Annotated in this window: 20 protein-coding genes; 12 read left to right on the forward strand and 8 right to left on the reverse strand. The window is 69.1% G+C overall.

Annotated features, from left to right (window positions below; translation table 11 throughout):
* The first annotated feature begins 15 nt into the window (after window positions 1–15).
* From ABAZ39_RS23950 to ABAZ39_RS23970, 5 genes are read left to right on the forward strand one after another with little or no spacing between them, the layout of a single operon-like run.
* The gene (locus tag ABAZ39_RS23950) at window positions 16–633 is read left to right on the forward strand and encodes a HEAT repeat domain-containing protein (protein WP_051658469.1); all 618 of its coding nucleotides are present in this window, start codon (window positions 16–18) and stop codon (window positions 631–633) included.
* Window positions 634–1,524: a CheR family methyltransferase gene (locus ABAZ39_RS23955; protein ID WP_051658470.1), complete on the forward strand. Its 891-nt coding sequence runs from the start codon at window positions 634–636 to the stop codon at window positions 1,522–1,524. It abuts the gene before it with no gap.
* Between the two features lie 12 nt (window positions 1,525–1,536).
* Entirely contained in the window at window positions 1,537–1,965 is a 429-nt protein-coding gene (locus tag ABAZ39_RS23960; RefSeq protein WP_051658471.1) for a response regulator, read from the forward strand.
* On the forward strand, window positions 1,962–4,148 hold the full coding sequence (locus tag ABAZ39_RS23965) for a chemotaxis protein CheA (protein ID WP_040136380.1): 2,187 nt from the start codon (window positions 1,962–1,964) through the stop codon (window positions 4,146–4,148). The genes ABAZ39_RS23960 and ABAZ39_RS23965 overlap by 4 nt, the downstream gene beginning before the upstream one ends.
* Entirely contained in the window at window positions 4,148–4,387 is a 240-nt protein-coding gene (locus ABAZ39_RS23970; RefSeq protein WP_040136382.1) for a hypothetical protein, read from the forward strand. The genes ABAZ39_RS23965 and ABAZ39_RS23970 overlap by 1 nt, the downstream gene beginning before the upstream one ends.
* Window positions 4,388–4,539: 152 nt before the next feature.
* On the opposite strand, the gene ABAZ39_RS23975 is transcribed toward ABAZ39_RS23970, so the two are convergent.
* The 5 genes from ABAZ39_RS23975 to ABAZ39_RS23995 all read right to left on the reverse strand — a co-directional run bounded on the left by ABAZ39_RS23975 (window position 4,540) and on the right by ABAZ39_RS23995 (window position 9,401).
* Complete coding sequence (locus ABAZ39_RS23975) at window positions 4,540–4,938, reverse strand: response regulator (protein ID WP_040136384.1); 399 nt, start codon at window positions 4,936–4,938, stop codon at window positions 4,540–4,542.
* Window positions 4,935–6,788: a sensor histidine kinase gene (locus ABAZ39_RS23980; protein WP_051658472.1), complete on the reverse strand. Its 1,854-nt coding sequence runs from the start codon at window positions 6,786–6,788 to the stop codon at window positions 4,935–4,937. The genes ABAZ39_RS23975 and ABAZ39_RS23980 overlap by 4 nt, the downstream gene beginning before the upstream one ends.
* Window positions 6,769–7,410: a chemotaxis protein CheC gene (locus tag ABAZ39_RS23985; RefSeq protein WP_014242550.1), complete on the reverse strand. Its 642-nt coding sequence runs from the start codon at window positions 7,408–7,410 to the stop codon at window positions 6,769–6,771. Before ABAZ39_RS23985 ends, ABAZ39_RS23980 begins: the two co-directional genes overlap by 20 nt.
* Before the next feature lie 240 nt (window positions 7,411–7,650).
* Complete coding sequence (gene argE / locus ABAZ39_RS23990; RefSeq protein ID WP_200475659.1) at window positions 7,651–8,802, reverse strand: acetylornithine deacetylase; 1,152 nt, start codon at window positions 8,800–8,802, stop codon at window positions 7,651–7,653.
* 251 nt (window positions 8,803–9,053) lie between these two features.
* The gene (locus ABAZ39_RS23995; RefSeq protein WP_014242552.1) at window positions 9,054–9,401 is read right to left on the reverse strand and encodes a hypothetical protein; all 348 of its coding nucleotides are present in this window, start codon (window positions 9,399–9,401) and stop codon (window positions 9,054–9,056) included.
* Between the two features lie 381 nt (window positions 9,402–9,782).
* Between ABAZ39_RS23995 and ABAZ39_RS24000 the strand changes: the two genes are divergently transcribed.
* On the forward strand, window positions 9,783–10,295 hold the full coding sequence (locus ABAZ39_RS24000) for a DUF2934 domain-containing protein (protein WP_040136389.1): 513 nt from the start codon (window positions 9,783–9,785) through the stop codon (window positions 10,293–10,295).
* A gap of 22 nt (window positions 10,296–10,317) precedes the next feature.
* On the opposite strand, the gene ABAZ39_RS24005 is transcribed toward ABAZ39_RS24000, so the two are convergent.
* Window positions 10,318–11,613, reverse strand: a complete 1,296-nt coding sequence (locus ABAZ39_RS24005; protein WP_040136391.1) for a family 4 glycosyl hydrolase — start codon at window positions 11,611–11,613, stop codon at window positions 10,318–10,320.
* Between the two features lie 198 nt (window positions 11,614–11,811).
* Between ABAZ39_RS24005 and ABAZ39_RS24010 the strand changes: the two genes are divergently transcribed.
* The 5 genes from ABAZ39_RS24010 to ABAZ39_RS24030 all read left to right on the forward strand — a co-directional run bounded on the left by ABAZ39_RS24010 (window position 11,812) and on the right by ABAZ39_RS24030 (window position 19,852).
* Window positions 11,812–13,146, forward strand: a complete 1,335-nt coding sequence (locus ABAZ39_RS24010) for a GH1 family beta-glucosidase (protein WP_040136393.1) — start codon at window positions 11,812–11,814, stop codon at window positions 13,144–13,146.
* A gap of 197 nt (window positions 13,147–13,343) precedes the next feature.
* On the forward strand, window positions 13,344–14,087 hold the full coding sequence (locus tag ABAZ39_RS24015; RefSeq protein WP_040136395.1) for a hypothetical protein: 744 nt from the start codon (window positions 13,344–13,346) through the stop codon (window positions 14,085–14,087).
* Between the two features lie 226 nt (window positions 14,088–14,313).
* On the forward strand, window positions 14,314–16,371 hold the full coding sequence (locus ABAZ39_RS33370) for a glycosyltransferase (RefSeq protein WP_051658473.1): 2,058 nt from the start codon (window positions 14,314–14,316) through the stop codon (window positions 16,369–16,371).
* A gap of 16 nt (window positions 16,372–16,387) precedes the next feature.
* A complete protein-coding gene (locus ABAZ39_RS24025) occupies window positions 16,388–17,932 on the forward strand; it encodes a DUF6212 domain-containing protein (RefSeq protein ID WP_040136396.1) in 1,545 nt (514 codons plus the stop codon).
* A 120-nt stretch (window positions 17,933–18,052) separates the two neighbouring features.
* Window positions 18,053–19,852, forward strand: a complete 1,800-nt coding sequence (locus tag ABAZ39_RS24030; RefSeq protein WP_040136398.1) for an ABC transporter ATP-binding protein/permease — start codon at window positions 18,053–18,055, stop codon at window positions 19,850–19,852.
* 8 nt (window positions 19,853–19,860) lie between these two features.
* Here ABAZ39_RS24030 and ABAZ39_RS33375 read toward each other — a convergent pair whose 3' ends face one another.
* Window positions 19,861–21,987: a tetratricopeptide repeat protein gene (locus ABAZ39_RS33375; protein WP_051658474.1), complete on the reverse strand. Its 2,127-nt coding sequence runs from the start codon at window positions 21,985–21,987 to the stop codon at window positions 19,861–19,863.
* A 162-nt stretch (window positions 21,988–22,149) separates the two neighbouring features.
* Here ABAZ39_RS33375 and ABAZ39_RS24040 point away from each other — a divergent pair, with 162 nt between their 5' ends.
* Window positions 22,150–23,970, forward strand: a complete 1,821-nt coding sequence (locus ABAZ39_RS24040) for a radical SAM/SPASM domain-containing protein (protein ID WP_247881761.1) — start codon at window positions 22,150–22,152, stop codon at window positions 23,968–23,970.
* Here ABAZ39_RS24040 and ABAZ39_RS24045 read toward each other — a convergent pair.
* Window positions 23,922–25,307: a GH1 family beta-glucosidase gene (locus ABAZ39_RS24045; protein ID WP_040136402.1), complete on the reverse strand. Its 1,386-nt coding sequence runs from the start codon at window positions 25,305–25,307 to the stop codon at window positions 23,922–23,924. The genes ABAZ39_RS24040 and ABAZ39_RS24045 overlap by 49 nt on opposite strands.
* Between the last annotated feature and the right edge of the window lie 41 nt (window positions 25,308–25,348).

Consider the following 25,348-nt stretch of genomic DNA (forward strand, 5'->3'; position numbering starts at 1 on the left):
CGTGGTGGAGGCGGCATGGCCCTGGTGAAGGCCCGGAAGATCGACGGAGCGAAGCCGGCGGGCGCCGCGGAGGGCGGCGATCCGCTGGCGTGGCTGGAGGACGCCGACCCGGCCCGGCGGCGTCAGGCCGCCCACGCGCTCGGCGAGCGCCCCGACGCCGTTCCCGCCCTGTCCGCGAGGCTGGCGCGCGAGGAGGACCCGAGCGTCCGCGAAACCCTCCTCACCGCCCTGGTCCGCACCGGCACCGCGGCCGCGGCGGCGGCGCTGCTTCCCCATCTGGCGAGCGAGGACGTCGGGCTGCGCAACGGTGTGATCGAGAGCCTCCAGCAGATGCCCGCCGCCGTGGTGATGCCGGAGGTCGCGCCGCTGCTGACCGCCGCGGATTCGGACCTGCGCATCTTCGCGGCCCAGCTCGTGGGCAAGCTGCCCCATCCGGACCGGCTGGACCTGCTGGCCGGGGTGATCGACCGCGACCCGCATGTCAACGTCTGCCTGTCCGCGGTGGAGGCGTTGATGGAAAGTGGCGATCCCGCGGCTCTGCCAGTCGTGGAGCGGCTGTCCGTGCGCTTTCCGGACGATCCCTTCGTCGCTTTTTCCGTCGATGCGGCGCGCCGCCTGTTTTCCGGAGCCTGAATGAGCCTGCCTTCGGACAAGGGGCCTTCGGATAAGGGGCCTTCGGACAAGGGGGACACCGCCGGCCTGAACGCCGCGGATTACGACGCCTTCTGCCGGTTCTTGCGGGAACGCACCGGCCTGTCCTTCACCGAGGCCAAACGCTATTTCGTCGACCGCCGGGTGTCGGAGCGGATGGCGGCGGTCGGCGTGGAGCATTTCCGCCAGTACCTGAATCTGCTGCGGTACCAGGCGTCGGGGGAGGAGTTGCAGCTTCTCGTCAACCGGATGACGGTGAACGAGACCTATTTCTTCCGCGAACTTTACCAGCTCGACTGCCTGGTGAACGAGGCGCTGGACGAGGTGGTGCGCGGGCGCGCGCCGGGCAGCCGGGTGCGCATCTGGTCGGCCGGCTGCGCCACCGGGGAGGAGCCCTATTCCATCGCCATCACGCTGCTGGAGCGGTGGAGCCGGGTGGACGAGTTCGAGATCGAACTCTACGCCTCCGACATCGACAGCCAAGTGCTCGCCCGCGCGCGGGAGGGCGTCTACGAGGAGCGGTCGCTTCAGGCGATGCCGCGCGATCTCATCGCCAAATACTTCACCCGGCTGGACGACCGGAGCTGGCAGATCATGGAGGAGTTGCGGGATTCCATCGACTTCTCGCTGGTGAACATCGCCGATCCGCGGCAGATGGCGAATTTCCGTGGCATGGATGTCATCTTCTGCCGCAATCTGCTGATCTATTTCGACGATCTGGGGCGGCGCGAGGCGGCGTCGATGTTCTACGACGCGCTGTCGCCCAACGGGTTCATCTGCCTCGGCCATTCGGAAAGCATGAGCCGGATGTCCTCGCTTTTCGTGCCGCGCCGGTTCCCCGACGCCATCCTCTATCAGAAGCCCCAGAGTTAAGGAGGCCGTGCGGTGACCGACCGACCCAATCTCCAACCCGGCGTCCCCCAACCCCGAGTCCTCGTGGTGGACGACGCCGTGACCGTCCGGGCCTACACCCGGCAGGTTCTGGAAACCGACGGCTTTCGGGTCGACGAGGCGGTGAACGGCATCGACGGGCTGGAGCATGCGCTGGCGTCCACGCCGGACCTATTGATCGTCGACATCAACATGCAGAAGATGGACGGCTACACCATGCTGCGCCGCCTGCGGCAGGAGCAGACCCTGCGCGACGTGCCGGCGATCATGATCAGCACCGAATCCAAGGACAGCGACCGCGAGAAGGCGCTGCTCGCCGGGGCCAACTGGTATTTCGTGAAGCCGGTGCGTCCCGCCGACCTGACGGCCGCCGCCCGCCTGCTCACCGGGCGGCGCCAAGCCGGTGAAGAGGGGCGGTCATGAGCGCGCTGTTCGAGCAGTTCGTCCTGGAATCGCGGGAGTTGCTGGAGGCGGCGGGCGCCGCCCTGCTGCGGCTGGAGCGCGACCCGACCGACAAGGCCGCGATCAACGACCTGTTCCGCGCGCTGCACACGCTGAAGGGCGCCACCGCGCTGTTCGACATGGCGCCCTTCACCCGCATGGTCCATGCCGGCGAGGACGCGCTGATGGCCGTGCGCGACGGACGCGCCAGCATGAGCGGCGAACTGGCCGACCGGCTTCTGGAACTGCTGGACATCGGCGCGGCGTGGGTCGATGGGCTGGAGTTCAGCCAGTCCCTTCCCGACGGCGCCGACGCCCGCGCGCAGGAGCAGGAGGCGGGGCTCCGCGCCGCCCTCGGCGGGCCGGCGGAGGCCGCGGGCGGCGGTACGCCCGCCGGCTTCGCCTGGGTGGACGAGCTGACGGAGTCCGACCGGGCCAAGGCCAGCGGGCGCACCGTCACCGCCATTGCCTACGACCCTGCGGAGGACTGTTTCTTCGCTGGGGACGACCCGCTCGACCTGTGCCGCCGCATTCCCGATCTGCTGCTGCTGCGCATCGCCGGGGCGTGGCCGCCGCTGACGGACCTCGACCCCTACCGCTGCACCCTGCGCTTCCGCGCGCTGAGCGGGGCGCCGAAGGACGAGGTGACGCGCCTGTTCCGTGGCGTTCCCGATCAGGTGTCCCTTGCTACGGTCGTGATACCCGCGCCGGCCGAGCCGGCAGTCCCCGCCGCTCCGGTAAGTCTCGCCACGGCCATGCTGCGGGAGCAGTCGCGCATCCTCGGCCTGCCCGGCAGCGACGAGGAATCTGCGGCCCGCCGGGCGGCGGTGCTGCGGGCGGTGCGCAACATCCTCACCGCCGAGGGACGGGATTCAGAGGGAGTGGTGTTGGACCGCGCTGCCGAAGGCCCGACGGACGCGCTCATCCGATGCCTCGTGTCCTTGGCGGACGGCCCGGCTGCGGCGCCGGCGGAGCCCGCCGCTCCGGCCGCCTCGGCGCGGCGGGCGCTGCGGGTGGACGCGGAGCGCATGGACCGGCTGATGGCGCTGGTCGGCGAACTGGTCGTCGCCAAGGGAAGCCTGCCCTATCTCGCGCGCGAGGCGCAGGAGGGGCGGAGCGCCGACGCGCTGGCCCAGGGCATCAAGGAAGCCCATGGCCGCATCGATTCCATCGTCGGCGACCTGCAGGACGCGGTGCTGCGGCTGCGGCTGCTGCCGCTGTCGCGCGTCTTCGACCCGCTGCCCCGGCTGGTCCGCGACACCGCGCGGCGGCTCGGCAAGCCGGTCGAGCTGCACCTCTCCGGCGGCGAGACGGAGGCCGACAAGGACATTCTCGACATCCTGGGCGAACCGCTGCTGCACCTCGTCCGCAACGCCCTGGACCATGGCGTCGAGCCGCCGGAGCGCCGCCGCGCCGCTGGCAAGCCGGAGGTGGCGGCGCTCCGCGTCCAGGCCTTTCAGGACAGCGGCGGCGTGGTGGTGGAGGTCTCCGACGACGGGGCGGGCATCGACGCCGCGGCGGTGCGCCGCAAGGCGGTGGCCCAGGGCACCCTGACCGCGGAGCAGGCGGCGGCCCTGACCGAGGCCGAGGCGCTGCGCCTGATCCTCCTGCCGGGACTCAGCACCTCGGACACCGTGTCGGATCTGTCGGGCCGCGGGGTGGGGATGGACGCCGTGCGCAGCGCGGTGGAACAGGCGGGAGGACGGGTAGACGTCGCCTCGACCCCCGGCGTCGGGACGCGCTTCCGTCTCATCCTGCCGCTGACGATGATGGTCACCCGGCTGGTGACGGTGGAGACGGCCGGCGCGCTCTATGGTTTTCCGGTCACGCTGGTCACCGGCATGCAGCGCGTTCCCCACGGCGCGATCCGCCGCATGAAGCACGCGGAGAGCGTCGTCGTCCAGGACGCGGTGGTGCCGCTTCTGCGGCTGCGCCGCCTGCTCAACCTGCCGGAGGACGAGCGGGAACGCAGCGGGGAGGCGGTGCTTCTGCTGGACCTCGGCGGGCAGCCGATGGCGCTGGTCGTGGATGCCTTCCGGGAGCGCGCCGAGGTGGTTCTGAAGCCGATGACCGGGCTGCTCGCCCGGTTGCGCGGCTACGCCGGCACTGCGGTGCTCGGCGACGGGCGCCTTCTGCTCGCCCTCAACCTGCGGGAACTGGTGTGATGCCCATTCGTTTCGAAGACCGCACCGCCCGTTTCGAGGGCGCCTGCACGGTGGAAGAGGCAATCCCGCTGGCCGAATGGCTGTGTGCCGTGTCACAGCCCCGGCTGGACCTCGGCGGCTGCACCGCCCTGCACACCGCCTTGCTTCAGGTGCTGCTGGCGGCAGGCAAGCCGGTCGCGGTGCCGCCGGAGGACGCCTTCCTGAAGGGCTGGGTGATGCCGGTGCTGGGCAAGCGGTAGCGCGTGAACGGTTTTCGTCTCCCGCGCCGGTGACGGACGGCGCTTAAAGCGGATTGCAATCCGCTTTGGACCGCGGCGGTCCCGGTCGCACATGCGACCGGAGCCCGCCGGCGAATGAGGCGATATGAGTCTAAAGCGAACGGAAGTTCGCTTTAGGAGAACAGCTCCATCGTGTCGGGGACCTTGGTGGGCGTCCGCCCGGCCAGGATGGCGCTGACCACCTCGACCGCGGAGACCAGCGAGGTCTGCGAGAAGGGCTTGGGCAGGCAGCCAACCCCGTATTCGCGCGTCGGCTCCACCTCCTCGCGGTAGGAGGTGACGAACAGGCAGGGGATGCCCAGCGCGGTCATCCGGCGGGCCGCGTCGATGCCGCTGGAGCCCTGGGCGAGATGGATGTCCACCAGGGCCAAGTCCGGCTTGACCTCCTGCGCCAGGATCAGCGCCTTTTCGCTGGTGGAGGCCGGCCCGTGCACCTCGTGCCCGGCGGATTCCAGATAGAAGCTCTGCTCCATGGCGATGAGGACCTCGTCCTCGACGAGTAGGATCTTCATCCGTTCCACTCCGCCGCGCTGTCTTCCAGGATGGGGCCGCGTACTTCCGGCATGGTCAGCGCGATGCGGAAGGAGGTGCCCCGTTCCACCGGCATCAGCGCGACCGTCGCCCCGACCTGGCCGGTCAGGCTGGTGATCAAGCGCATGCCGAGGCTGCGCGACCGGCGCATGTCGAACCCGGCGGGAAGGCCGGGTCCCTGATCGGTCACGGTCAGAGCCAGCAAGTCGCCGGCCCGGTCGAGCGACACCAGGACGTTGGCGGGCGTGGACCCGCGGTGCTTGATGGCGTTGGTGATCAGTTCGTTGGCGATCAGCCCCAGCGGTGCCGCCTGATCGATGGGCAGGTCGACGCGCTCGGCCCGCACCTCGATGGAGCCCAGCGTGTCGCCGCCCGACGCGCGGGACAGGTCGGCGCACAGCTCGTTCAGGTAACTGCCGAACTCGATGGTCTGGAACTGTTCGGTCTGGTAGAGCCGGCTGTGCACCCGCGCGATGGCGTCGATGCGGCTGCGGGCGTCCTGGAAATGGACCCGCTCGGCGGCGCCCGGCAGGCTCATGGTCTGGAGCGTGAGCAGGCTGGACACGAGCTGGAGGCTGTTCTTCACCCGGTGGTTCACTTCGCGCAGCAGGGTGGACTTCTGGCCCACCAGCTTGCGCAGCGCCGCTTCCATCGACTTGATCTCGGTGACGTCGATGTGCATCAGCACCGCACCGCCGAAGGGGCCGGCGGCCATCGGCGCGGAGAGGCAGCGGTACCAGCGCGGACCGGCGTCGGACAGGCCCGGATATTCGATGGACACCGGCGACCCGCCGCGCAGCAGGCCGCGCAGCCCCTCGATCAGCGCGTCGGCATGCTCCGCCCCGCTGCGGGTGGCGGCGCAGGCCTCCAGATAGTCGTCGCCGATCGCCGAGCCGTCGCCGAGGAAGCCGGCCTGCGGCCCGCTTTCCGACCAGGCCTTGTTGACCGAGATGATGTGCCCGCCATGGTCGAGAACGGCGATGTGCGCCGGCAGCGCGTCGAGCGTGGCCTTGGTCTGCTCGGCGAGTTGGCGCATGGCGAGCGCGTTGGCCTTCAGCTCCTCGCGGGTGCGGCGGCGCTCGGTGATGTCGCGCAGGACGCCGGTGATGAAGCTCCGCCCCTCCGACTCCCAGCGGGCCAGCGAAACCTCCAGGTCGATGCGGGTGCCGTCGCGCTTGCGCCCGATCAGTTCCACGGGAGCCGGCCGCCCGGCCGGGTCGCGTTCCAGCAGGCCGGACCAGTCGGGGGAGCCTTCGGCGAGGAACAGGCTGACATGTTGGCCCATCAGCTCGTTGGACTGGAAGCCGAACTGCAGGGCCGCGGCGCCGTTGGCCCATTGCACGACGCCGCGCGTGTCGGTGGTGACGATGGCGTCGGGGGCGGTGTCCACGATGGCGCGGTAGCGCGCGTCGCGCTGCTCGCGCAGGACCCGCTCCCGGTTGACCACGGCGGTGACGTCGGTCACCTGGATCAGGCAGTAGGAGGCGTTGGCGACGGTGAAGGGACGGATCAGCACGTTGTGGACCATCCGCCGCCCGTCGGCGCAGCGCAGCGGGAACAGCACCGGGTTCAGCGTGTGGGACAGGACACTGGGCGCCCCGGTTTCCAGCACGTCGCGCACCGCGTTGTGCAGCCGCGTGTCGCGCAGGGACGGCAGGGCCTCCACCAGTTCCCGCCCGTGGATGTCGGGCTCGGGGGTGCCCGACGCCCTTTCCATCCAGCGGTTCCAGAACTGCACGCGGCCATGGCGGTCCAGCACGACGATGCCGGCGTCCATCGCGTCGAGAAGGCCGTCCAGCCAGGGCATGCGTTTAAACTCGGTCGGTTCCATCGGGCGTTCCGGAGGCGATGCGGTCGATGAATCCATGGATCAGTCCCTTCAGCGACTCCAGAGACGACAGTCCCATGAGCAACGCGATGTAGCCGCGAATGCTCCGGCTGCGGATCAGGAAGTCGATGTAGAGGAACATCACCAGCTCGTCGGGGTTGGGCCCGTTGCTTTGGAAGATGCGGTCGCTGTCACCGCGCAACACGCTGGGCAGCGAGATGTCCAGATTGTCCTTCAACGTGTTGGCCATCACGACCAGGCAACCATTGAGGATGATGTTGCCGATCTCCGCAAGCGCGTCCTGCTCCAGATCGACGATTTCCTCCAGGCTCAGCTCGCTGCCAAGGACGGCGCGGGCCAGCTCCAGGCTGTTGGTCTCGGGGAAGATCAACAGGGCGCGGCCGGAAAAGGACCCGTCGAAACGCTGCTCGACCGCGACGAGGCTCATTTTCTCGCGCGCGGCCAGAAGGCCGGCGGCGTCGTTGCGGCTGACGATCTCGATCGAGGGAACCGACAGCAGGACCTGATCGGCGACCATGCGGCTGAGGTTGGTCGCGGCACGGCCGACGCCCATGTTCACCAGCTCGGTCAGCGCGTCGCGCTCGAGGTCGCTCAGATCAACCATGCACCGACGCTCCCGTTTTCATGGACACGCCGGTGCACCGGCGCCCCCGGGCACAGTGCGACAGGAATGCCGTCAAAGTCTCCCCCGACAACGGCATAGGCCAAATTGGGAGTGCTCTAGGCAATTCAGCAACAAAGCGCCGACGATCCAACAATTGGTTCCTTCCATTGATCGCGGTCCGAATAAAGAGGCCGTCTGTATTGTGGTCCGGCGCGACGCTCCGCCGCACCCGTTTGCAGGTCAGGCCGCCAGCCGGCGGACGAGATCCCGGAGGAAGCCTTCGCAGGCCGTCACCTGGGCGACGTCGATGTACTCGTTGGGCTGGTGCGCCTGATCGATGGAGCCCGGCCCGCAGAGCACGGTGGACAAGCCGGCCTCCTGGAACTGCCCGGCCTCCGCCGCGAAGGAGACCATTCCGGTGTCGTTGCGTCCGGTCAGGGCGTGGCAGAGCTGGGCCGCCGGCCCGTCCGGCTCCGGCGCCAGCCCCGGCACGCCGGCAAGCTGCTCGGTGCGGATGTCGCAGTCCAGGCTGATCCGCCGCATGACGGCGCGCAGCCGCTCGCATTCCGCTTCGAACCGGTCGCGGTAGCGCGTCCAGTCGTCGCCGGGCAGCGGACGGATGTCCCAGACGAAGGAACAGTGGCGTGCGGTGATGTTGGCCGCCGTGCCGCCTTCGATGGTGCCGACCTGCAGCGTGGTGAAGGGCGGGTCGAAGCCGCAGGCGGGCTCCGCGGCGGCGGCGTTCTCCGCCGCCATGTCACCCACGAGATTGACGAGCCGCGCCGCGGTCATCACGGCGCTGACCCCGCGGTCGATCTGGGACGAATGGACCTCGTGCCCGGTGACCGTGGTGCGCAGCACGTAGCAGCCCTTGTGGGCCAGAACAACCCCCATCGAGGTCGGCTCGCCGACGATGACGGCGCTGGGGCGCGGCAACTCATCGGCGATGCGGGCGATCATGGCCGGCGCGCCGATGCAGCCGACCTCCTCGTCGTACGACAGCGCCAGATGCAGCGGCCGTTTCAGCCCGGCCTCCAGAATGTCCGGCAGCAGGGCCAGCGCCACCGCGGGGAAGCTCTTCATGTCGGCGGTGCCGCGCCCATAGAGGCGCCCGTCGCGTTCGACCAGGGTGAAGGGATCGGTGTCCCAGGGTTGTCCGTCCACCGGGACGACGTCGGTGTGGGCCGACAGCACCACGCCGCCTTCGGTCATCGGGCCGATGGTCGCGAACAGGTTCGCCTTGGCGCCGTCCGGGCTGGGCACCAGCCGGCTTTCCACGCCGTATCCGGCGAGATGGTCCCGAACCCAGTCGATCAGCGCCATGTTGGAACGGCGCGAAACCGTGTCGAAGCCGACCAGGCGGGCGATCATCGCCTTGGAGACGTCCTGCACCCTTGCGATCCAATCTGCGGAACGGCGGCGCCGATCCCGCGCTTGTGATAATCTTTAGCAGTCAGACACTGGCCCCTGCACCCTACGATGTCAAATGAGTCGTCCGGATCTAGGTGGGCATAGCGGCCAACGACCAACACCGGTTGAACGGTCTTCCCGCATTCGGGGGCCGTCCAACCGGTCGTAAAGCGGAATCGCCCGGGCCGGAGCGCCGCAGGGCGAAAGGGGCAGGGCAAAAAGCGACGGGGCTGTCAGGCCGCCGACCAGACCTTCTCGGTCAGGATCGTGCGCACCAGCGTCAGCGCGCTCTCGGCGCTCTCGCGCCCGTCGAGCTTCGCCGCAACCGCCTCGATCTGGGCCGGGGGCAGGGTGGACCGCAGGCGGCGCACCGTGTCGGTCAGGTGCTTCTTGGCGAAGCGCGCCTGATTCCCGCGCTCCGACAATTCCTGGAAGGCCAGCCGCCGGGTGGTCGCGTCGCGTCCGGCGCTGGCCGCCGTCGCCCGCTCCGCCGCTGCGGCAAGCTCGTTCGAGGATTGGAGGTAGTTGCTGATGGCTTCGGTCAGGATACGGTTGGCTTGAAGCAAGGGATCAAGGGACATGCGCTGAACTCGTTGCCTTCCGTGACGGCTCTGGGCCGCAAACGGCCCCCTGCCAAGACGTTTCACCCAAAGTTAATTGGGCCGGCCGGCCCGCTTCAACCCGGCGAAGGGTTCTATGCGGACCGCAAGCCGGGCCGGCGCCGGTGCGGGTGGGGCGCGACCAACGCATGGTCTATCACCGTCCGCTGTGTGTCGAGGCCGGACAAGCAATGGGCCTATGAATTTCCTATGAACTAAGGCACGCTTTCTTTGTGTACGTTTATCGTCACATAAACCGGGCACTAAAACGGGAACCCACGGGCGCAGGACGCCGTTTTCCTCGAGCGTCGATGTTTCTGCGGCCAAGCCCACTTGGACCAAAGCCCACTTGGAGACGGAAGAATGCAAGGCGATCGTGAGGACCGCATCCGCCACCGCGCCTATGAGATCTGGGAGCGCGCCGGACGACCGGAGGGACGGGGGGAAGAGCATTGGGCGCAGGCCTGCGCCGAGATCGAAGCCGAGGACCGGACGGTCGCCACGGCGGAACCGGTCGCCATGGTCGCGGCCGTCAAGGACGCCGCCGCGGGCGTCGTGAAGAAGGCGGTCCGCCGGACCAAGACGGCGGCGACCGAACTGCTGGGCGTCGGCCTGAACGCCGTGGTCGATGTGGTCGAGGAGGCCGTCGCGCCCAAGAAGCCGCGCGCCCGCAAGACCAAGGCCGAGCCGGCCGCGGCAAACGAGTCCTCAGCCGAAACCCCGGTCGCGGTTCCGGTTCCGGCGGCCCCGAAGGTGGCGAAGCCGCCCCGCGGCAAGGCCGTGAAAGCGGAAGCCGTGAAGGCGGAAGCGGTAAAGCCGGTCGCTCCGCGCGGCCGCCGCAAGCCGGCCGCGTCGGACACCGAACCGGCCCATTGACCCGCACCGGCCCTGCGCGTTCCTACACACAGGGACGGATGTAGGGCCGGTTCGCCTCCCACAGCTCGTCCAGGATCTTCACGGCGGCGTCGGTGGAATTCACCACCGGGTCGATCAGCAGAGCCTGGAGCGCCAAGTCCTTCGAGGCGTGGACCGCCGCTTCGACGGACAGTTGCTGCACGCTCGCCTGGACGTGCAGCAGTTTGGCGATCGGGTCGGGCAGGGGGCCGAGCGAGACCGGGTGAACGCCCGCCGCGTCGGCCAGCAGCGGCACCTCCACCGCCAGATCGGGCGGCAGGTTGGGGATGGCGCCCTGATTGTAGACGATCCCCGATTCAATAAAGCGCTTCTGGTTGTGCAGAACCCCGGCGATGACCTGCACCGCCCGCTCGCCCCAGGATGGCTGCGTCCAGTCGTCGGGCACCGGCGTCGTTCCGGCGATCGTTCCGTCCATCAGCGCGTTGAGGATGCCGCGCCCGCGCTCGTCCTCCGCAAAGTCGAATCCATGCTCCCCGCCTTCCCAGCCGTAGGGAAGGTATTCGCCCATATGATCGTCGCTGCAGGTCGGCCACAGGCCGAAGCTGGTGAACAGGCGGCGGGTCAGCGGTGTGAAGGCCGGGTCGTGGGTCTTCTCCCGCTCGCGCAGCAGCGGGTAGAGGTCGCGTCCGCTCGCCTTGTCGCGGATGTGCATCAGCCATTGGAAGTGGTTCAGCCCGGCCCCCCAGACCTCCACGTCCTTTTCGGCCATGCCGAGAATCTGGCAGATGAACCAGCGCGCCAGGAAGATGCCGTGGCACAGCCCCAGCGTCTTGATCTTGGTGTATTTGCCGAGGCCGAGAACGACGCGGCTTTCCGGATTCGACAGGTTGATGAACTGGGCGTCCGGGCACAGCTCCTCGATGTCGCGGGCGAAGTCGAAGATCAGGGGCAGGGTGCGCAGCGTGAAGAACAGGCCGCCGGGTCCGCCGTTCTCGCCCAGCGTGTGGCGGATGCCGTGCTTCTTCGGCACCTCGAAATCGAGCTTCCACAAGCGGTTGCGGTCGATGGCGACGGAATTGACGACGAATTCCGCGCCTTGCAGGGCGGCGCGGCGGTCGGTGGTCTGTTCGATGATCAGGCCGGCATCGCCCTTGGCGTTCAGCAGGCGGGCGAGCGCCGTCATGCGGTCGAGCGCCGCCGGATTCGTGTCGACCAGAGTCAGGGTGCTGCCCGCCAGTTCCGTCGTGGTGAAGAGGTCGCGGTACATGCTCAGCCCGAAGGCCGCGCTGCCGGCGCCCAGAAAGACGATCTTGGTGGTTTTGGGAGTGGTAATGACCATGGGACGCCTCCCGCCGGCGGGAATGCTGCTGTGCTGATTTTTCAGGGCAGCCGCCTTGGGTGAAGCATACACTTGTTAAGACGAAGAGACTATACCTGATGGTCGGAATAAGTGTGGTGATCTCTTCGCTTGCGCAACATGCCCTTCGCGCTCGCAACAGTGCGCCCGCAGCATAATCACTTCAAGGGAGGCCCCGTCATGGCACTCTTCACTTTTCCCAAGGACTTCCTGTGGGGGGCGTCCACGGCGGCGTATCAGATCGAGGGGGCAATTCACGAGGGTGGGCGCGGTCCCTGCGTGTGGGACACCTTCACCGAGGCCGGGCGCATCCAGGACGGCAGCAGCGCCACCGTCGCCTGCGACCATTACCACCGCTGGGCGGAGGACATCGCCCTGCTGAAGGACGCGGGCTTCAACGCCTACCGCTTCTCCATCGCCTGGCCGCGCATCCTGCCGAGCGGGACGGGGGCGGTGAACGCGGCGGGGCTCGACTTCTACGACCGGCTCGTGGACGGGCTGTTGGCCGCCGGCATCCGACCGATGGCCTGCCTGTACCATTGGGACCTGCCGCAGCCACTGGAAGACCGCGGGGGCTGGCAGGGCCGAGAGATCGTCGGCCCCTTCGCCGACTACGCCCGCGTCGCCGCCGCCCGGCTGGCCGACCGGGTGAAGGACTGGATGATGCTGAACGAGCCGAACGTGGTCGCCACCCACGGCTACGGCACGGGCGAGCACGCGCCCGGCCACAAGCTGGGCGAGACGGGCATCCTTCGCGCGCTGCACCACCAGAATCTGGCGCAAGGGGCGGCGCTCCGCGCCCTGTCGGCGGAGCATTCCGGCCTGACGTTCGGCACCGTCATCAACCTCCAGCCCTGCCGGGCCGAGAGTGACCGGCCGGAGGACGTCGCGGCGGCGGCCCGCTGGGACGCGGTGTGGAACCGGGTGGCCCTGGACGGCGTGATGCGCGGCAAGATCCCGGAACTGATGGCCGAGCGGATGAAGGACTTCGTGCTGCCCGGCGACGAGGAGGCGATCCGTTTCCCCATCGATCTGCTGGGCATCAACTACTACTCGCGCATGACCATGAAGCACGAGACGGGCCATCCGTTCGACGTGTGGTGGGGCGATGCCCATTGCGACCGCTGGACCGCCATGGCTTGGCCGGTCCAGCCCGACGGGCTCTACGACCTGCTGATGGAGTTCAGGCGCGACTACGGCAATCCCGCCGTCTTCGTTGCGGAGAATGGTGCGGCCTATGACGACGTGGTGACGCCGGACGGGCAGGTGCACGATGCGGAGCGCGTGGCCTTCCTGCGTGACCATGTGGCGTCGGTCGGCCGCGCCCTGGCCGATGGCTGCAACGTGAAAGGCTATCTGTGCTGGAGCCTGCTGGACAATTTCGAATGGGCCTTCGGCCTGTCGAAGCGGTTCGGCATCGTTCGCGTCGACTATGACACGCTGGTCCGCACGCCCAAGGACAGCTACCGCTTCCTGAGCGAGGTGGCAAAGAGCGGGCGGCTTGATCTCGCGTGAGGAACAGGAGAGCGGGCTGTGCGGAGCGATGCTTCGTCAGCCTGCTCCTCTTGCGGGGAACGAAGATTTTGGATCATTGATGGTTCGAGAGCTAATCATTAGAAAAGTAAGAATTTCATATTAATTTATTCTTCACAATATTGGCTGCAGATGGTCCGGTATCGCACGCCCTGCGTTCAGGATCACCGGAGGAAGCCATGGGAATTTCCGACGTTTCGGCATCCTTGTTCCAGGCCACCGCCGCGGCCTCCGTGCAGGCGAAACCCGCCGCTGCGAAGGCCGGCGCCACGGACGGGAGCGGACCGGCCTCCTCCAAGACCGACAAGGTCGATCTCAGCGATCTGGCGTCGGCGCTCAAGGGCGACGCGCTCGACCTGTTCAAGAACTTGTCGGCGGATGATCGGACGTCGCTGGGCAAGCTCGTTTCCAGCGGGGCGCTGTCGGCGGACGAACTTAACGACGCGCTGTCGTCCGCATTGAAATCGGAGCGCAAGAAGGCGTTCTGGCAGTCCGCGAGGGAGGACGCCGAGGCCGGGCGCACCCCTGACGGAGCGGCGCGCCAGCAGAGCATGAAGGCCATCTCGGATCGCATGGAGTCGGAGTTGGAAAGCCGGCGCGCCGCCATGGATCGGCCTGGAATGAGCCCTCAAGACCGCTTGGCTGCGCTGAGTAAGCTGAGTGCAGACCTGAAGGACATGCAGGATTCCTGGGACCAGTTGGCTGGCATCGGCATGCCCATGAAAGCCTACACCCTGAAAGGGGGCGATGAGCGTTTCTTCGCAACGTCGAAAGAACAGGCGGCCGGGCAGAAATTAAAGGATCTGGGTTTCCACTCCGGGACCTTTGACAAGGTGCTTTTGGGCCAATCCAAGGATTTTGCGCAGAAGTATCTGTCCGAGGAAGGGACATCCCAGATGACTTTAAGGAATGCGAACAAGTAGCCTGCGATGTACTCAGCGTTGTCTTTTTCATATCATCCGAGTTCAATCATAGGGTGGCTGCCGGCCCAAACATTCCTGTCCCCGAATTGTCACATCGGAGTCAAGCGGAAGCGGTGCTATCGACGGTGTCGTGTCACCACTGCGTTCGCCCATGCATTCCGTTGGAACTCACACCGCTTCAGCTTCAGGGTCCGGTGACGCCGAAGACGTCCGCGCGGCCATCGTCGTGCCGACCTACAAGCATTCGGGCCTGCTGGTCGAGGCGTTGTCCACCGCGCTCGCCCAGGACACGGACTTCGCCTACGCCGTGGTCGTGGTCAACGACGGCTGCCCCTTCCCGGAGACCGGTCGGGTGTGCCGGGAGTTCGCGGCGGCCCATCCGGGGCGGCTCTATCACCTGCACAAGCGCAACGCCGGGCTGAGCGCGGCGCGCAACAGCGGGATCGCCTTCGCGCTGGACGCCTTCTCGGCGCTGGAGGCGGTCTATTTCCTCGATTCCGATAACCGCATTCGGCCCCATCTGCTGCAACGCATGCTGGACGCGCTGCGGGCGGCGGGTCCGGAAGTCGGCTGGGCCTATCCGGACGTCGACAAGTTCGGCTTCTTCGAGTTCTGCGACATGTCCGGTACCTATTCGCCGCTGGAACATCTGTTCCGTAACGTCAGCGAGGCGGGCAGCATGGCGTCGCGCCGCCTGCTGGACAGCGGCGCCCGCTTCGACGAGGCGATGCGCCAGGGCAGCGAGGATTGGGAGTTCTGGCTGCAAGGGCTGGAGCGCGGCTTCCACGGCGTTCATGTGCCGGGCACCGGCTTCGGCTACCGCCGCCGCGGCGAGAGCATGCTGACCGAATCCGAGCGCGATTACCGCCCCATCCTGACCCACATCCAGAAGCGCCACCCCGCGCTGTTCGTGGTCCGGGCCGTGCTGCGGGCGGAGGCCGCCGTCGGCCGGCGCTACGCCGTTTACCTGCCCGACCGCGCCGTCGTCCGCTGCGTCACCGACCCCGCGCTGGGCGAGGAGGACGTGCCGCTCGCCGATTTCGTGCGCCGCGTCTTGCGTGCGCCGGAGCGGCCCGGCTACGGGGAGTGCCCCGGTCTGCTGGCGGTGATGGACTCGGGCCTTTACGAATTGCTGAAGCGCCACCGACTGGTGCGCGGCGCCTTGTGGGTCCTGGAACGAGCGGCGGCCCAGGCGACCCTGGTGCGCGCCGCGGTGACGGCGCGGGCGGCGGAGAGTGGTTGCGCGCTGTCCTGGTCCGGCGCGCCCGTGGGACTGCAGGCGGACGCGCCGTTTCCCTTGCCGGACAGCGGGGCGGCGATGGCGATGCTGCCCACCGCGGCCCTGCTCGACCTCGTTCGGCGCCAGCCGGCGGGCACCCCTTTGCTGGAGCGGGACCCCCGGAAGCCCTGCGCCGAGGCTCGGCTGAGCCTCACCCTGGCGCTGCCCGGCGCGGTGCAACCGCCGGCCGGCGCCGATGCCGCCCTGTCCACGCTGCGCGAGGCGATGGCCGCGGCGTGGTCGCGGCCGTCCAACGGCGGCTGGGCGGCGGCGCCCATCGACCGCTACCGCGCCGGGGTCGCCATGCCGGAGGATGTCTACCAGACGGTGCATCGGCTGCCCTCGGTGCTGCCCCTGCTTCCCCCTGTGGGAGGCCGGCGTTTGGCCGCGCTGGTGGCCGATCCCGCCGACGCGGAGGCGCTGGAGACCGCCGCGCGCATGGCCCGTTGGCTGTCCGGGAAGGGCTATGACGCGCATCTGGTGGCATTGGGAGGCGGGGACCTGACCCTGGCCGCAGCGTTGGTCGAGGCGTTCGCGTCGGTCATCCCTCACCCGTCGCCGCTGGTGCTGCCGGAACGCCCGCTGACCGGTCGCGACGCCTATCTGGGCACGCCGCTGCGTCCCTGGGATGCGGTGGAGGAGGATCTGGCGGTCGGCACGTTGGCCGTCTTCGATCTGGTCGTGACCGTGCGGCACGGCGGCGCGCATCCGCTGATGGGCCGGCTGCGCGCGCTCGGCGTGACGGGCTGGGCGCTGCTGGGGGCGTCCACCGTCCCGGACGCGCCGTCCCTGGCTGACGCGGTCAACGGCTGCGCCGCCTTCGAGCACGCCTACCAGACCGTCGTGCCCCTCGACGCCCGGACCTTCCGCCTCTGCCAAGCGCTGGGATTCCCACCGGACAAGCTGCGGCGCTGGGAGGATGCGGCGGAGCCGGATACCGATCCCGATTGGACCGCCTGCGCGTCTCTGTCCTCGTGTCTTCCCGAAACCTCCGCGGCCGCCTGAGAAGGGTGTCATCGTCATGAAGCTCTCCGCCCCTGCGGCCCAGTTCGCCTCCCTCTATGACGGCACGCCGAAGATCATCGTCGTCGGCGCCGTCACCGGCCTGGAAGCGGGCACCGTTCCCCTTCGCCTGCTGCGGCTGGTCCGTCACGACGGCGGCTATCTGCTGCTGTCCGGGGACACCGAGCCGGAGGAGGGCGAGGCGTTGCGCGCGCTGGCGATCCCGCCCGCCGCCGTCCGGGCGCTGTGGTCGGGCGACGAGGCGGCGCGGCGGGACGCCGAGCGGCTGCTCGGCTGGTGGGAGGAGGCCGGCGGGCCGGACAGTGCGCCACCGCAGATGACGGGCGATGCGTCCACGCTGCTGCGTGGCCTGTTGGCGCAGGCTTTCGGGGAAATCGACGGGCTGCACCGCCGCAACGCCGGGCTTCAGCAGACCCTGTCCACCTTGCGGGAGGAGTGGGGCCGCTCCGCCCGCCTGCCACCGGAGGCGGTGGAACTTCTGGACGCCCTGCGCCTCAGCCCGCCGCGGCTGGTCTTCGCCTCGCCGCGCCCGGTGGGAGCGCTGCCGGTGCCGCTGCGCCATGGCCGGAACACCGCGGGGGCGGCTGAAATCGTCCAGCGCCTGCCGGCTGGCGCGCGGGGGCTGGCGGGGCTCGACCTGCATCTCGACCAAGCGCCGAAGGGAAGCGGGGTGCTCGCCGTTGCCCTGACCGGGGTGGAATCCGGCGAGTCCCTTGCGGAATGGAGGTTGTCCTTTGGTGATCTGCGGTCCGGCTGGCTGTCGCTGCGCCTGTCCGCCGCCTCCACCCGGATGGATCGGCTTCTCGACCTGCGGATCAGCGCCATCGGGGTGGTGACGGAGGCGCCGCGCCTGTCGCTGGCCCAGGCCGGTCTGCTCGACGAATACGCCGTCGCGCCGCCGGCCCGTGCCGTCGGGCAGCCAGCCATGCTGGCACTGCGGCTGTGGGGCGGGCTGCCGGGGCTGGAGTATGGCGCGGCGGCGCATCTGGCGCTGCATCCCGCGCCGGAGCATATGGTCTGGCCGCTCACCCAGCCGGTGCTGGCGCAACTGCGCAAGGGCCGCGAGTTCGAGGCGACCTTCCCCTGGTTCGGCCTGCTGCGTGGTGGGCGCGTCCTGCTCCACCCGCTCCATGGCGTCGTCACGGCGGCCCACATCCCGCTGGACGAGGTTCCGGGCGCCGTGGCGGTGCGGGCACGGGCGGTGATCGACGACCCGCGCTGCCGCACCGCCATCGCCTGCAAGCTGGTGGTGGCACCGTCGTCGCTAACGGTGGACGAGGCGGAACGGGAGCAGGGCATCCTCGCCTCCAGCGGCTGGATGGTGCTGGAGGAGCCGCGCCGTCCGCTCGACCTGTTGGCGGCCCTGGCGGCGCCCTGGTCGGGTCCGATGGTGCTCCATCTTTTCACCGACATTCCGGACCGCGGCCATGGCCTGTACGGACGCACCATCTTTTCCGATTTCGAAGTGGAGATCGATTCCCGCACCGCCTGGGCCAACCCGCCCGCCCTGCCGGTGATGGACGGGGTCGCCGCCACGCCGTGACCGGCTATGACTTTGTGGCGGCGCACCAATCCTTTGGTGCGCTGCGGGGCAAGCTGTTGGTAATAAACTGTTCGTTAGGGTAAAGGAGGTCTTGCTTCAAGCCCAGGGGGTGGAAGGGCCATGTCGATCGCGTCCAGGACGCCGGACCGGTCCGGCTTCACCCGCCGTTTCCTTCATCTTGCCGGTGGCTTCTGGTCAGGGGCTTCCCGCTCGGGCGGGCGGACCTGGACGGTGTGGCTTCTCGCCGGGGCGCTGGGGCTCCTGACGGTCGGGCAGGTGGTGGTTCCCATCCTGCTGAACCTGTGGAGCCAGCATCTGTTCGACGCGCTGGAGCAGCGCTCCATGGACCGCTTCGTGCTGATGATCGCGGCGGCGGGCGGCATCATCCTGTTCAACATCGTCAACACCATCCTGCATCTGCGGGTGAAGCGCTGCCTGCAGCTGGGCTGGCGCACGTGGCTGACGCAGAAACTGCTGGGCGACTGGCTGACGCGCGGGCGGCAGCATCAGGTGACCTACCTGTCCGGCGACCACGACAACCCGGACGGCCGCATCGCCGAGGACATCCGCATCGCGACCGAGGCGGCGATCGACCTCGTCCTGTCGCTGTCCTACTGCGCGCTGCTGCTGATCAGCTTCACCAACATCCTGTGGCGGCTGTCCGGCGCGCCGGAGGTGACGCTGGCCGGAAGCACCGTCCATGTGCCGGGCTATCTGCTCTACATCGCGCTGGTCTACGCGGCCGTCGGCACGAGCATCGCCCTGCTGATGGGAAAGCCGCTGGTGAGGGCGGTGAACCGGCGGCAGGGGCACGAGGCTTCCTTCCGCTTCGGGCTTGCCCGCGTGCGCGAGAACGCGCAGGACGTGGCGCTTCTTCACGGGGAGTCGGGGGAGCGTCAACGCCTGGGCGTGCTGTTCGGCGGGGTGCAGCGCGGCTGGAACGGCCAGACGCACGCGCTCTCCAACATGATGGTCTTCAGCGCCGCCTATTCGGTGCTGTCCGCCGTCTTTCCGATCCTCGTCGCCTCGCCCAGTTACATCGCCGGGGCCATCTCGCTCGGCGTGCTGATGCAGACGGCGCAGGCCTTCCAGCAGACGGTGGGCGCCCTGTCCTGGCCGATCGACAACCTCGCCCGCGCGGCGGAATGGAAGGCGTCGGTGGAGCGCGTGCTGGGCCTGCACGAGGCGCTCCAGCGTCTGGACCGCGAGATCGACGGGGAAGGGACCGAGCGCATTGCGGTGGAGCGCAGCGACGGCGAGCATTGCCTGAGCTTCCACGGGCTGTCCATCGCCGAACCGGATGGGCGCCGGGTGGTGGAGCCGTTCGACCTGGAGATCCGCCCCGGCGAGCGGCTGCTGATCGTTGGCGATCCGGCGGCGGCGGTGCGGCTGTTCCGGGCGGTGGCGCGGGTCTGGCCCTGGGGCGGGGGACGCATCGTCCTGCCGTCGCTCACCCGCGTGTTCTTCATGGCCGAACGCCCCTACCTGCCGCACGACACGCTGCGCGCCGCTCTCAGCTACCCCCTGGGGGCGGAGACGGTGGGCGATGCCACGGCGGCGGAGGCGCTGGAGCGGGTCGGCCTCGGCCATCTGCGGACGCGGCTGGACGAGCCGGACAGCTGGGACGAGGTTCTGGCGGTGCCGGAGCAGCAGTTGCTGGGCTTCGCCCGCCTGCTGATCCGCCGCCCCGACTGGATCTTCCTGGAGGATGCCACCGGCAGCCTGGACCCGCGAACCGAGGAGGCCATGCTGCGTCTGGTCGACAGCGAGTTCCCCGACGCCACCCTGATCACCATCGGCAGCCACCCCGGCCTGGAGGCGCATCACCGCCGCAAGCTGGTGCTTGAACGGGTGGGCGACACCGTCCGCATGCGCGAGGAGACCTGCGGGGACCGGAGAGTTGCGGCGGTGGCGGAGTAGGGGGCCTTCTACCGCGGCGTGGGCGTCGCGGCCTGAAGCCGGCGCACCAAGTCGGTCAAGGCGGCGCGACGCTCCTCCTCGGAGCGGCCCGCGGTCCGCGTTTCCTCATGGATGCTGGCCGTCAGCGCGGACATCTGTTCGGTGAAACCGGCGCGGTGCTTCTCGTCGAAAAAGGGCAGGAAGACGTTGGACACGCCAAGGCGGCGGCCCAGCTCCTCGATCGGCAGGATGCCGACCGCGCCGCGCCGGCGCTCCACATCCGCGAACCCCTGGATCAGCGCCATCTGGTCGAGGAAATAGGCCATGCTGCGCTGCCGCTGCCAATGCAGGAGGACGGTGGCCGTGCGCTCCAGGACCTCCAGCATGGCATCGCTCGGGCGCAGCACGATCAGGCCGTTGCTGATGGTGTTGTAGAGATAGTCCAGGCTGTCCGGCCGATGGATGAGCATCGCCTCCTCTTCCGGCGCCATGGCGTCGACGAGGCGTCGCGGGTCGATCGGCAGCAGGGCGTCGATGTCGATCATGACCAGCGGCGGATGCCCGTGGAGGTCCATCACGTCCGGCGCCCTCATCAGGCGCAGGCAGGTGTAGAGGGTGCACCGGCTTGCCGGATCGAGATCCGGCGGCGTCCGCTCGGTGCTGACGGTGAGGCGGCAGCGCCGCAGCGGCGCCCGCAGGCCGGCGACGACTTCCGCGATGTCCGGGTCGGGGTCCGCGATGTGGAGGTGGACCCGCTGCCCCTCGCCGCAGAAGGCGTCCACCGTCAGCAGAAGAGGGGCCGCGAACAGGCGCAGGTAGCGGTCGTCACAGGCGGCGAACAGCAACGGTCCCGCACCTTCGGTAGCTGGTTCCGACTGGAAGCCGGCCCGGTGGTCCGCGCGTTCCTCTGGCGAAACCGACCGGCAGAGGGCGTCGAAATCGTCGCCGAAGGTGACGTGGCGCAGAAAGGGCAGGGCGGGGACCAGCGTCTTCAGCACGGCCCGGCCTGCCGCCTTGTTCTCTGCCGCTTCGTCACCCGCCGCCTCGTCCCCCGGCATGCGCAGGAGCAGCGAGCCGCGCAGGAAATCGATCCAGGGCAGCAGGTCCCGGTTCTCGTCCGCCGCGGCCTGACGGAAGTGGTCGAGCGCCTGCTTGGCGGCGTCCGGGCGTCCCGCCGCGATCCGGTCGTTCGCCACATGCATGGCGATGTAGACGGGCGCCTTCCAGAACAGATGCTTCGCTCGCGCCGCGGCCATCAGCCCGCCGGCATGGGCGGCGAGGGCGGCCAGACGGTGGCCGCGCGCGTCGAGAAGGGCGGCGTTCTCCCACGCCGTGTAGTCCGTCGGGCGCAGGGCCGCCGTGTCCTTGTAGGCCGTCGCGGCGCGGTCGGCATCCCCCGCCGCCTGGGCGGCCTCGGCCAGATGGAAGCGGTCTTGCGCGTCGCGGGGGCGCAGCCGGACCACCCGAGCGAGGATTGCCGGCGCGCGAATCGCGGCGGCCCGGTCGCCGCACCTCACCGAGAGCAGGGCCAGCCCGAGCCCGGACAACACCGCCGGCTCGGCCGGGTCGAGGGCCGCCGCCGCCTGGAAAACCGGAATGGCGGCCCCGGTTTCCCCGGCCTTCTGAAGCGTCAGGGCGAGATTGTAAGCCGCGAAGGGCGCGGCGGGGCGGAGCCGGAAGGCCCGGCGGTAGGCCGTCAGGGCCGAGGCCGGCTTGCCGGAGTCCATCCTGGCGAGTTCAGAGACGGCATGGGCGATCCCCTCCTGTGCGGCACCGTCACCCGGATCGATGGTCTGGGCGGCGCAATAGACGGCCAGCGCCTCGGCATGGCGACCGCCGGCCCGCCGCACGCCCCCCAGCGCGACGAGCGGCCCCACTCCCGGAGCCAGGGCGATGGCGCTCCGCAGCGCCGCCTCCGCCTCGTCGAAGCGCCCAAGCGCCTTCAGTGCAAGCGCGAGGTTGGCGTGGTAGGCGGCGACGTTGCCGCGGCGGGCGATGGCCCCGGCGATCAGGGAAGCTCCCTCCGCCGGATCGCCGGCCTGGCTCCGCAGCACCCCGAGGAGATGCAGCGCATCGGGATGGTCGGGATGCCGTTCCAGGAGGGTGCGGTACAGCGGTTCGGCGCCGGCAAGGTTGCCGGTCCGGTGCAGAGCCATCGCGTTCGCCAGGAGCGTATCGGAAGGAACTGGCGCACTCATGGAGAACGTCCCTGGTTCGTCGGGGTGATGGATGTTTCTATCCCAGGGAATCCATCGTGCTCAACCATCTCCCCGAAGCGTGATCCATGGGATTGCATTTCCCGTCGTGGGAGCGCTTCCTTGAGCCGCGACGACTCGATGGGGACGCAGGTGCAGGGGGCTGGGGTCATGCAGGATTTTTCCGTGAGCTTCCGGCAGGCGGTGGCGCTGCATCAGCAGGGACGCCTGCCGGAAGCGGATACGGCTTACCGCACCGTGCTGCACGCGGTGCCGGACCATGCGGACACGCTGCGGCTGTGGGGGCTGGTCGCTTTGCAGTCGGGGGCCGCCGAGGCGGCCTGCGCGCGCCTGTCCTGTGCGGTCGCGGCCAATCCCGGATCGGCGGAGGCGCTGCATGTCCTCGGCGGTGCGTTGCGGCAAGCGGGCGATCTTGAGAAGGCGCTCGACTCCTATCGCCGCGCGACGGTGCTGCGGCCGGTCTTTCCCGAGTGCCACTTCAACCACGGCAACGCCCTGGTCCAGGCGGAGCGGTCGCTGGAGGCCGCGGTGGCCTATCGGATGGCGGTCGTTCAGCAGCCGCTTGCGGCAAACAGCCGTCTCAATCTGGCGGGGGTGCTCAACCGCATCGGAGACGCCTCGGGGGCCGCGCTCCAGGCGCGGGCCGCGGTCGCTCTCGAACCCCATCGCCCTGCCATGCTGACGGCGCTCGGCCGTGCCGAGGCGGGGCAGGGGGACACCGTCGCCGCCGAACGGACCCATGGCCGTGCTCTCCGGCTGGACCCCCGGCAGGAGCCCCTCGTCTACGAACATGGCCTCGCCTTGTCCGAGGTCGGCCGCATCGAGGAGGCCACCACCCTCCTGCACACCCTGGTCAATTCCGCGGACGCGACCGTGAGGCTGGGAGCCAAAATGGCTCTGCACCGGCTGGTGCTCCGCTGCATCGATGTCGATGACTACCGGCGAGCCGCCGCCGTCGCCCTCAATGGCTGGAGCGGGCAGGGGAGCGACGGAACGGCCATGCTGCCGATGAGGGTCCGCCTCGAGTCCTCCAGCGCATGCAACCTGCGTTGCCGTCACTGCACCACCGGTGTGGCCTACCACAGCACCGACCGCCGTTTGCTGAAGGCGGACCTGTTCGAGCACATCCTGCGGGATCTCCAGGGAATAGAGGCGCTGGTCAGTTGCGTCATGTATCTGGGAGGGGAGCCGCTGATGAATCCCCAACTGGAATCCATGATCCGGCGTTTGAGGGACGAGACGTCGATCAATCAGATCCATTTCGTCACCAACGCCATGCTGGCGACCGAAGAGCGATGCCGCGCCCTGGCGGGTTGCGGGGTGGAAAAGATCTATGTGTCGATCGACGGCCGCTCGCCGGAGGAGAACGACGCCATCCGCCGGGGCTCCCACTATCCGACGGTGCGCCGGAACCTGGACCTGATGCGCCGATACCTGGAACCCGCCGGCGTGCAGTTGATCATCTCCAACAACGTCCTGCGCCGCCCGGGGGACCCGCCGACCGCTGCGACTCCGTCCTTTCTGATCGAGGATTTTCCCGGTCTGCCGATCGCCACGAACTACGCCTACAAATGGCCGGGCTGGACGCAGACGGGAGAGGAGGAGGCGCTGACGGTCGACGTCAATCCCGGACGGCGCCGCGGATTCTGCGGTGCGCCTTTCACGGAATCGGTGATCCGTCCCAACGGCGATGTGACGCTCTGCTGCTACGACATCTCCGGCATCGAGGTCATGGGCAACTTGAGGCAGGGCTCCCTCGAAGACATCTGGAACGGTGAGCGCTACCGGGCGGTGAGGCTTGCCATGATGGCCGGCGACGAGGCGGCCCTGCCCGGCGTGTGCCGGAATTGTCCGGTCTACACGGGCGAGGAGATTCAGGAGCGGCCGGCGAACCTGCCCGTCCCCGGCGCGGCGGCGGTTTGACCGGCCAGCGCCCCGCCGATCAGTGCCGCGTACCATTTGGCGGATTCCTTCGGCGTGCGCGTCTGCGTTTCGAAGTCCACATGGACGATGCCGAACCGCGTGCCGTAGCCGCCACCCCATTCGAAGTTGTCGAGCAGCGACCACACGAAATAGCCGCGCACGTCGGCCCCGTCCTTCAGCGCGCGGGCCATCTCGCCGATGCAGGCCTGCAAATAGTTCAGCCGCTCCCGGTCCATCACGATCCCCTGCGCGTCCGGGGCCTCCGGCGCCTTGGTGCCGTAGCCGTTCTCCGTCACGTAGATCGGCAGGCGGTAGCGCGCGGTGGCCTGCATCAGGGCTTCGTGGAAGGCGCTGGGCTGGAGCGGCCAGCCGATGTCGGTGCGCGGCATGCCCTCCGGCGGGGCGCCGAAGCCGCAACCCCAAACGGCGCCCGGCTCGGCCTGGGCGAAGAGGGGAGCGTAGTGGTTCATGCCGAACCAGTCCACGGGCCGGCAGATCCGCGCCATGTCGCCCGCCTGGACGTAAGGTTCGATGGCGCGGGCGATGCGTGGCGGGTAGCGACCCAAGATCTGCGCGTCGGGGAAGCACAGGTTCCACAACTCGTCGAACAGGGCCGCCGCCTCGACGTTTTCGGGCGACGGGTCGGCGGGTCGGCAGGGCTGAAAGCTGTGCACCGCCCCGATGGAGGCGCCCGGCACCAGATCGCGCAGCACGTCCACGCCGGCCCCGTGGGCGAGGTTCGTGTGATGGATGACCTTCAGATGCTCCCCGCGGTCGGACACGCTGGGCGCGCCCCAGCCCAGCGCGTAGCCGAACAGGGTGAAGACGGAGAACTCGTTGAAGGTCGCCCAGCGCGTCACCCGGTCGCCGAAGCGGCGGGCGCAGAGCACGGCGTAGTCGGCGTACCAGCCGGCGCTGTCCCGGTTTGCCCAGCCGCCGCGGTCCTGCAAGGCCTGCGGCAGGTCCCAATGGTACAGGCAGGCCCAGGGCTCGATCCCGGCCTCCAGAAGCCGGTCGATCAGGCGGTCGTAGAAGTCCAGCCCGGCCTCGTTCAGCACCCCGCGCCCGCGCGGCAGGACGCGCGGCCAGGAGATCGAGAACCGGTAGGCGCCGACCCCGATGTCCCGCATCAGCGCGACGTCCTCGGCGTAGCGGTGGTAGTGGTCGCAGGCGACGTCGCCGGTGTCGCCGTTGTCCACCCGGCCCTTCAGACGGCAGAAGCTGTCCCAGATGCTGGGCGCACGTCCGTCCTCGGCCGCGGCTCCCTCGACCTGGAACGCCGACGTCGAGGTTCCCCACAGGAAGCCGTTGGGAAAGTCGGAGGTGAGAGGAGGCATCGCTTGCCGTTCCACAGCTTTGGGTTTCAAGAAGCGACCGC

Source organism: Azospirillum argentinense (genome assembly GCF_000632475.1).
Lineage (GTDB): Bacteria > Pseudomonadota > Alphaproteobacteria > Azospirillales > Azospirillaceae > Azospirillum > Azospirillum baldaniorum.

Coding starts and splice junctions, on each gene's coding strand:
- ABAZ39_RS24015 (WP_040136395.1), top strand. CDS start 13,344: ATGGGAATTTCCGACGTTTCGGCATCCTTGTTCCAGGCCACCGCCGCG.
- ABAZ39_RS33375 (WP_051658474.1), bottom strand. CDS start 21,987: ATGGCTCTGCACCGGACCGGCAACCTTGCCGGCGCCGAACCGCTGTAC.
- ABAZ39_RS24010 (WP_040136393.1), top strand. CDS start 11,812: ATGGCACTCTTCACTTTTCCCAAGGACTTCCTGTGGGGGGCGTCCACG.
- ABAZ39_RS24045 (WP_040136402.1), bottom strand. CDS start 25,307: ATGCCTCCTCTCACCTCCGACTTTCCCAACGGCTTCCTGTGGGGAACC.
- ABAZ39_RS23965 (WP_040136380.1), top strand. CDS start 1,962: ATGAGCGCGCTGTTCGAGCAGTTCGTCCTGGAATCGCGGGAGTTGCTG.
- ABAZ39_RS23950 (WP_051658469.1), top strand. CDS start 16: ATGGCCCTGGTGAAGGCCCGGAAGATCGACGGAGCGAAGCCGGCGGGC.
- ABAZ39_RS23975 (WP_040136384.1), bottom strand. CDS start 4,938: ATGAAGATCCTACTCGTCGAGGACGAGGTCCTCATCGCCATGGAGCAG.
- ABAZ39_RS23995 (WP_014242552.1), bottom strand. CDS start 9,401: ATGTCCCTTGATCCCTTGCTTCAAGCCAACCGTATCCTGACCGAAGCC.
- ABAZ39_RS23985 (WP_014242550.1), bottom strand. CDS start 7,410: ATGGTTGATCTGAGCGACCTCGAGCGCGACGCGCTGACCGAGCTGGTG.
- ABAZ39_RS24025 (WP_040136396.1), top strand. CDS start 16,388: ATGAAGCTCTCCGCCCCTGCGGCCCAGTTCGCCTCCCTCTATGACGGC.
- ABAZ39_RS24000 (WP_040136389.1), top strand. CDS start 9,783: ATGCAAGGCGATCGTGAGGACCGCATCCGCCACCGCGCCTATGAGATC.
- ABAZ39_RS24030 (WP_040136398.1), top strand. CDS start 18,053: ATGTCGATCGCGTCCAGGACGCCGGACCGGTCCGGCTTCACCCGCCGT.
- ABAZ39_RS23955 (WP_051658470.1), top strand. CDS start 634: ATGAGCCTGCCTTCGGACAAGGGGCCTTCGGATAAGGGGCCTTCGGAC.
- ABAZ39_RS23980 (WP_051658472.1), bottom strand. CDS start 6,788: ATGGAACCGACCGAGTTTAAACGCATGCCCTGGCTGGACGGCCTTCTC.
- ABAZ39_RS24005 (WP_040136391.1), bottom strand. CDS start 11,613: ATGGTCATTACCACTCCCAAAACCACCAAGATCGTCTTTCTGGGCGCC.
- ABAZ39_RS23970 (WP_040136382.1), top strand. CDS start 4,148: ATGCCCATTCGTTTCGAAGACCGCACCGCCCGTTTCGAGGGCGCCTGC.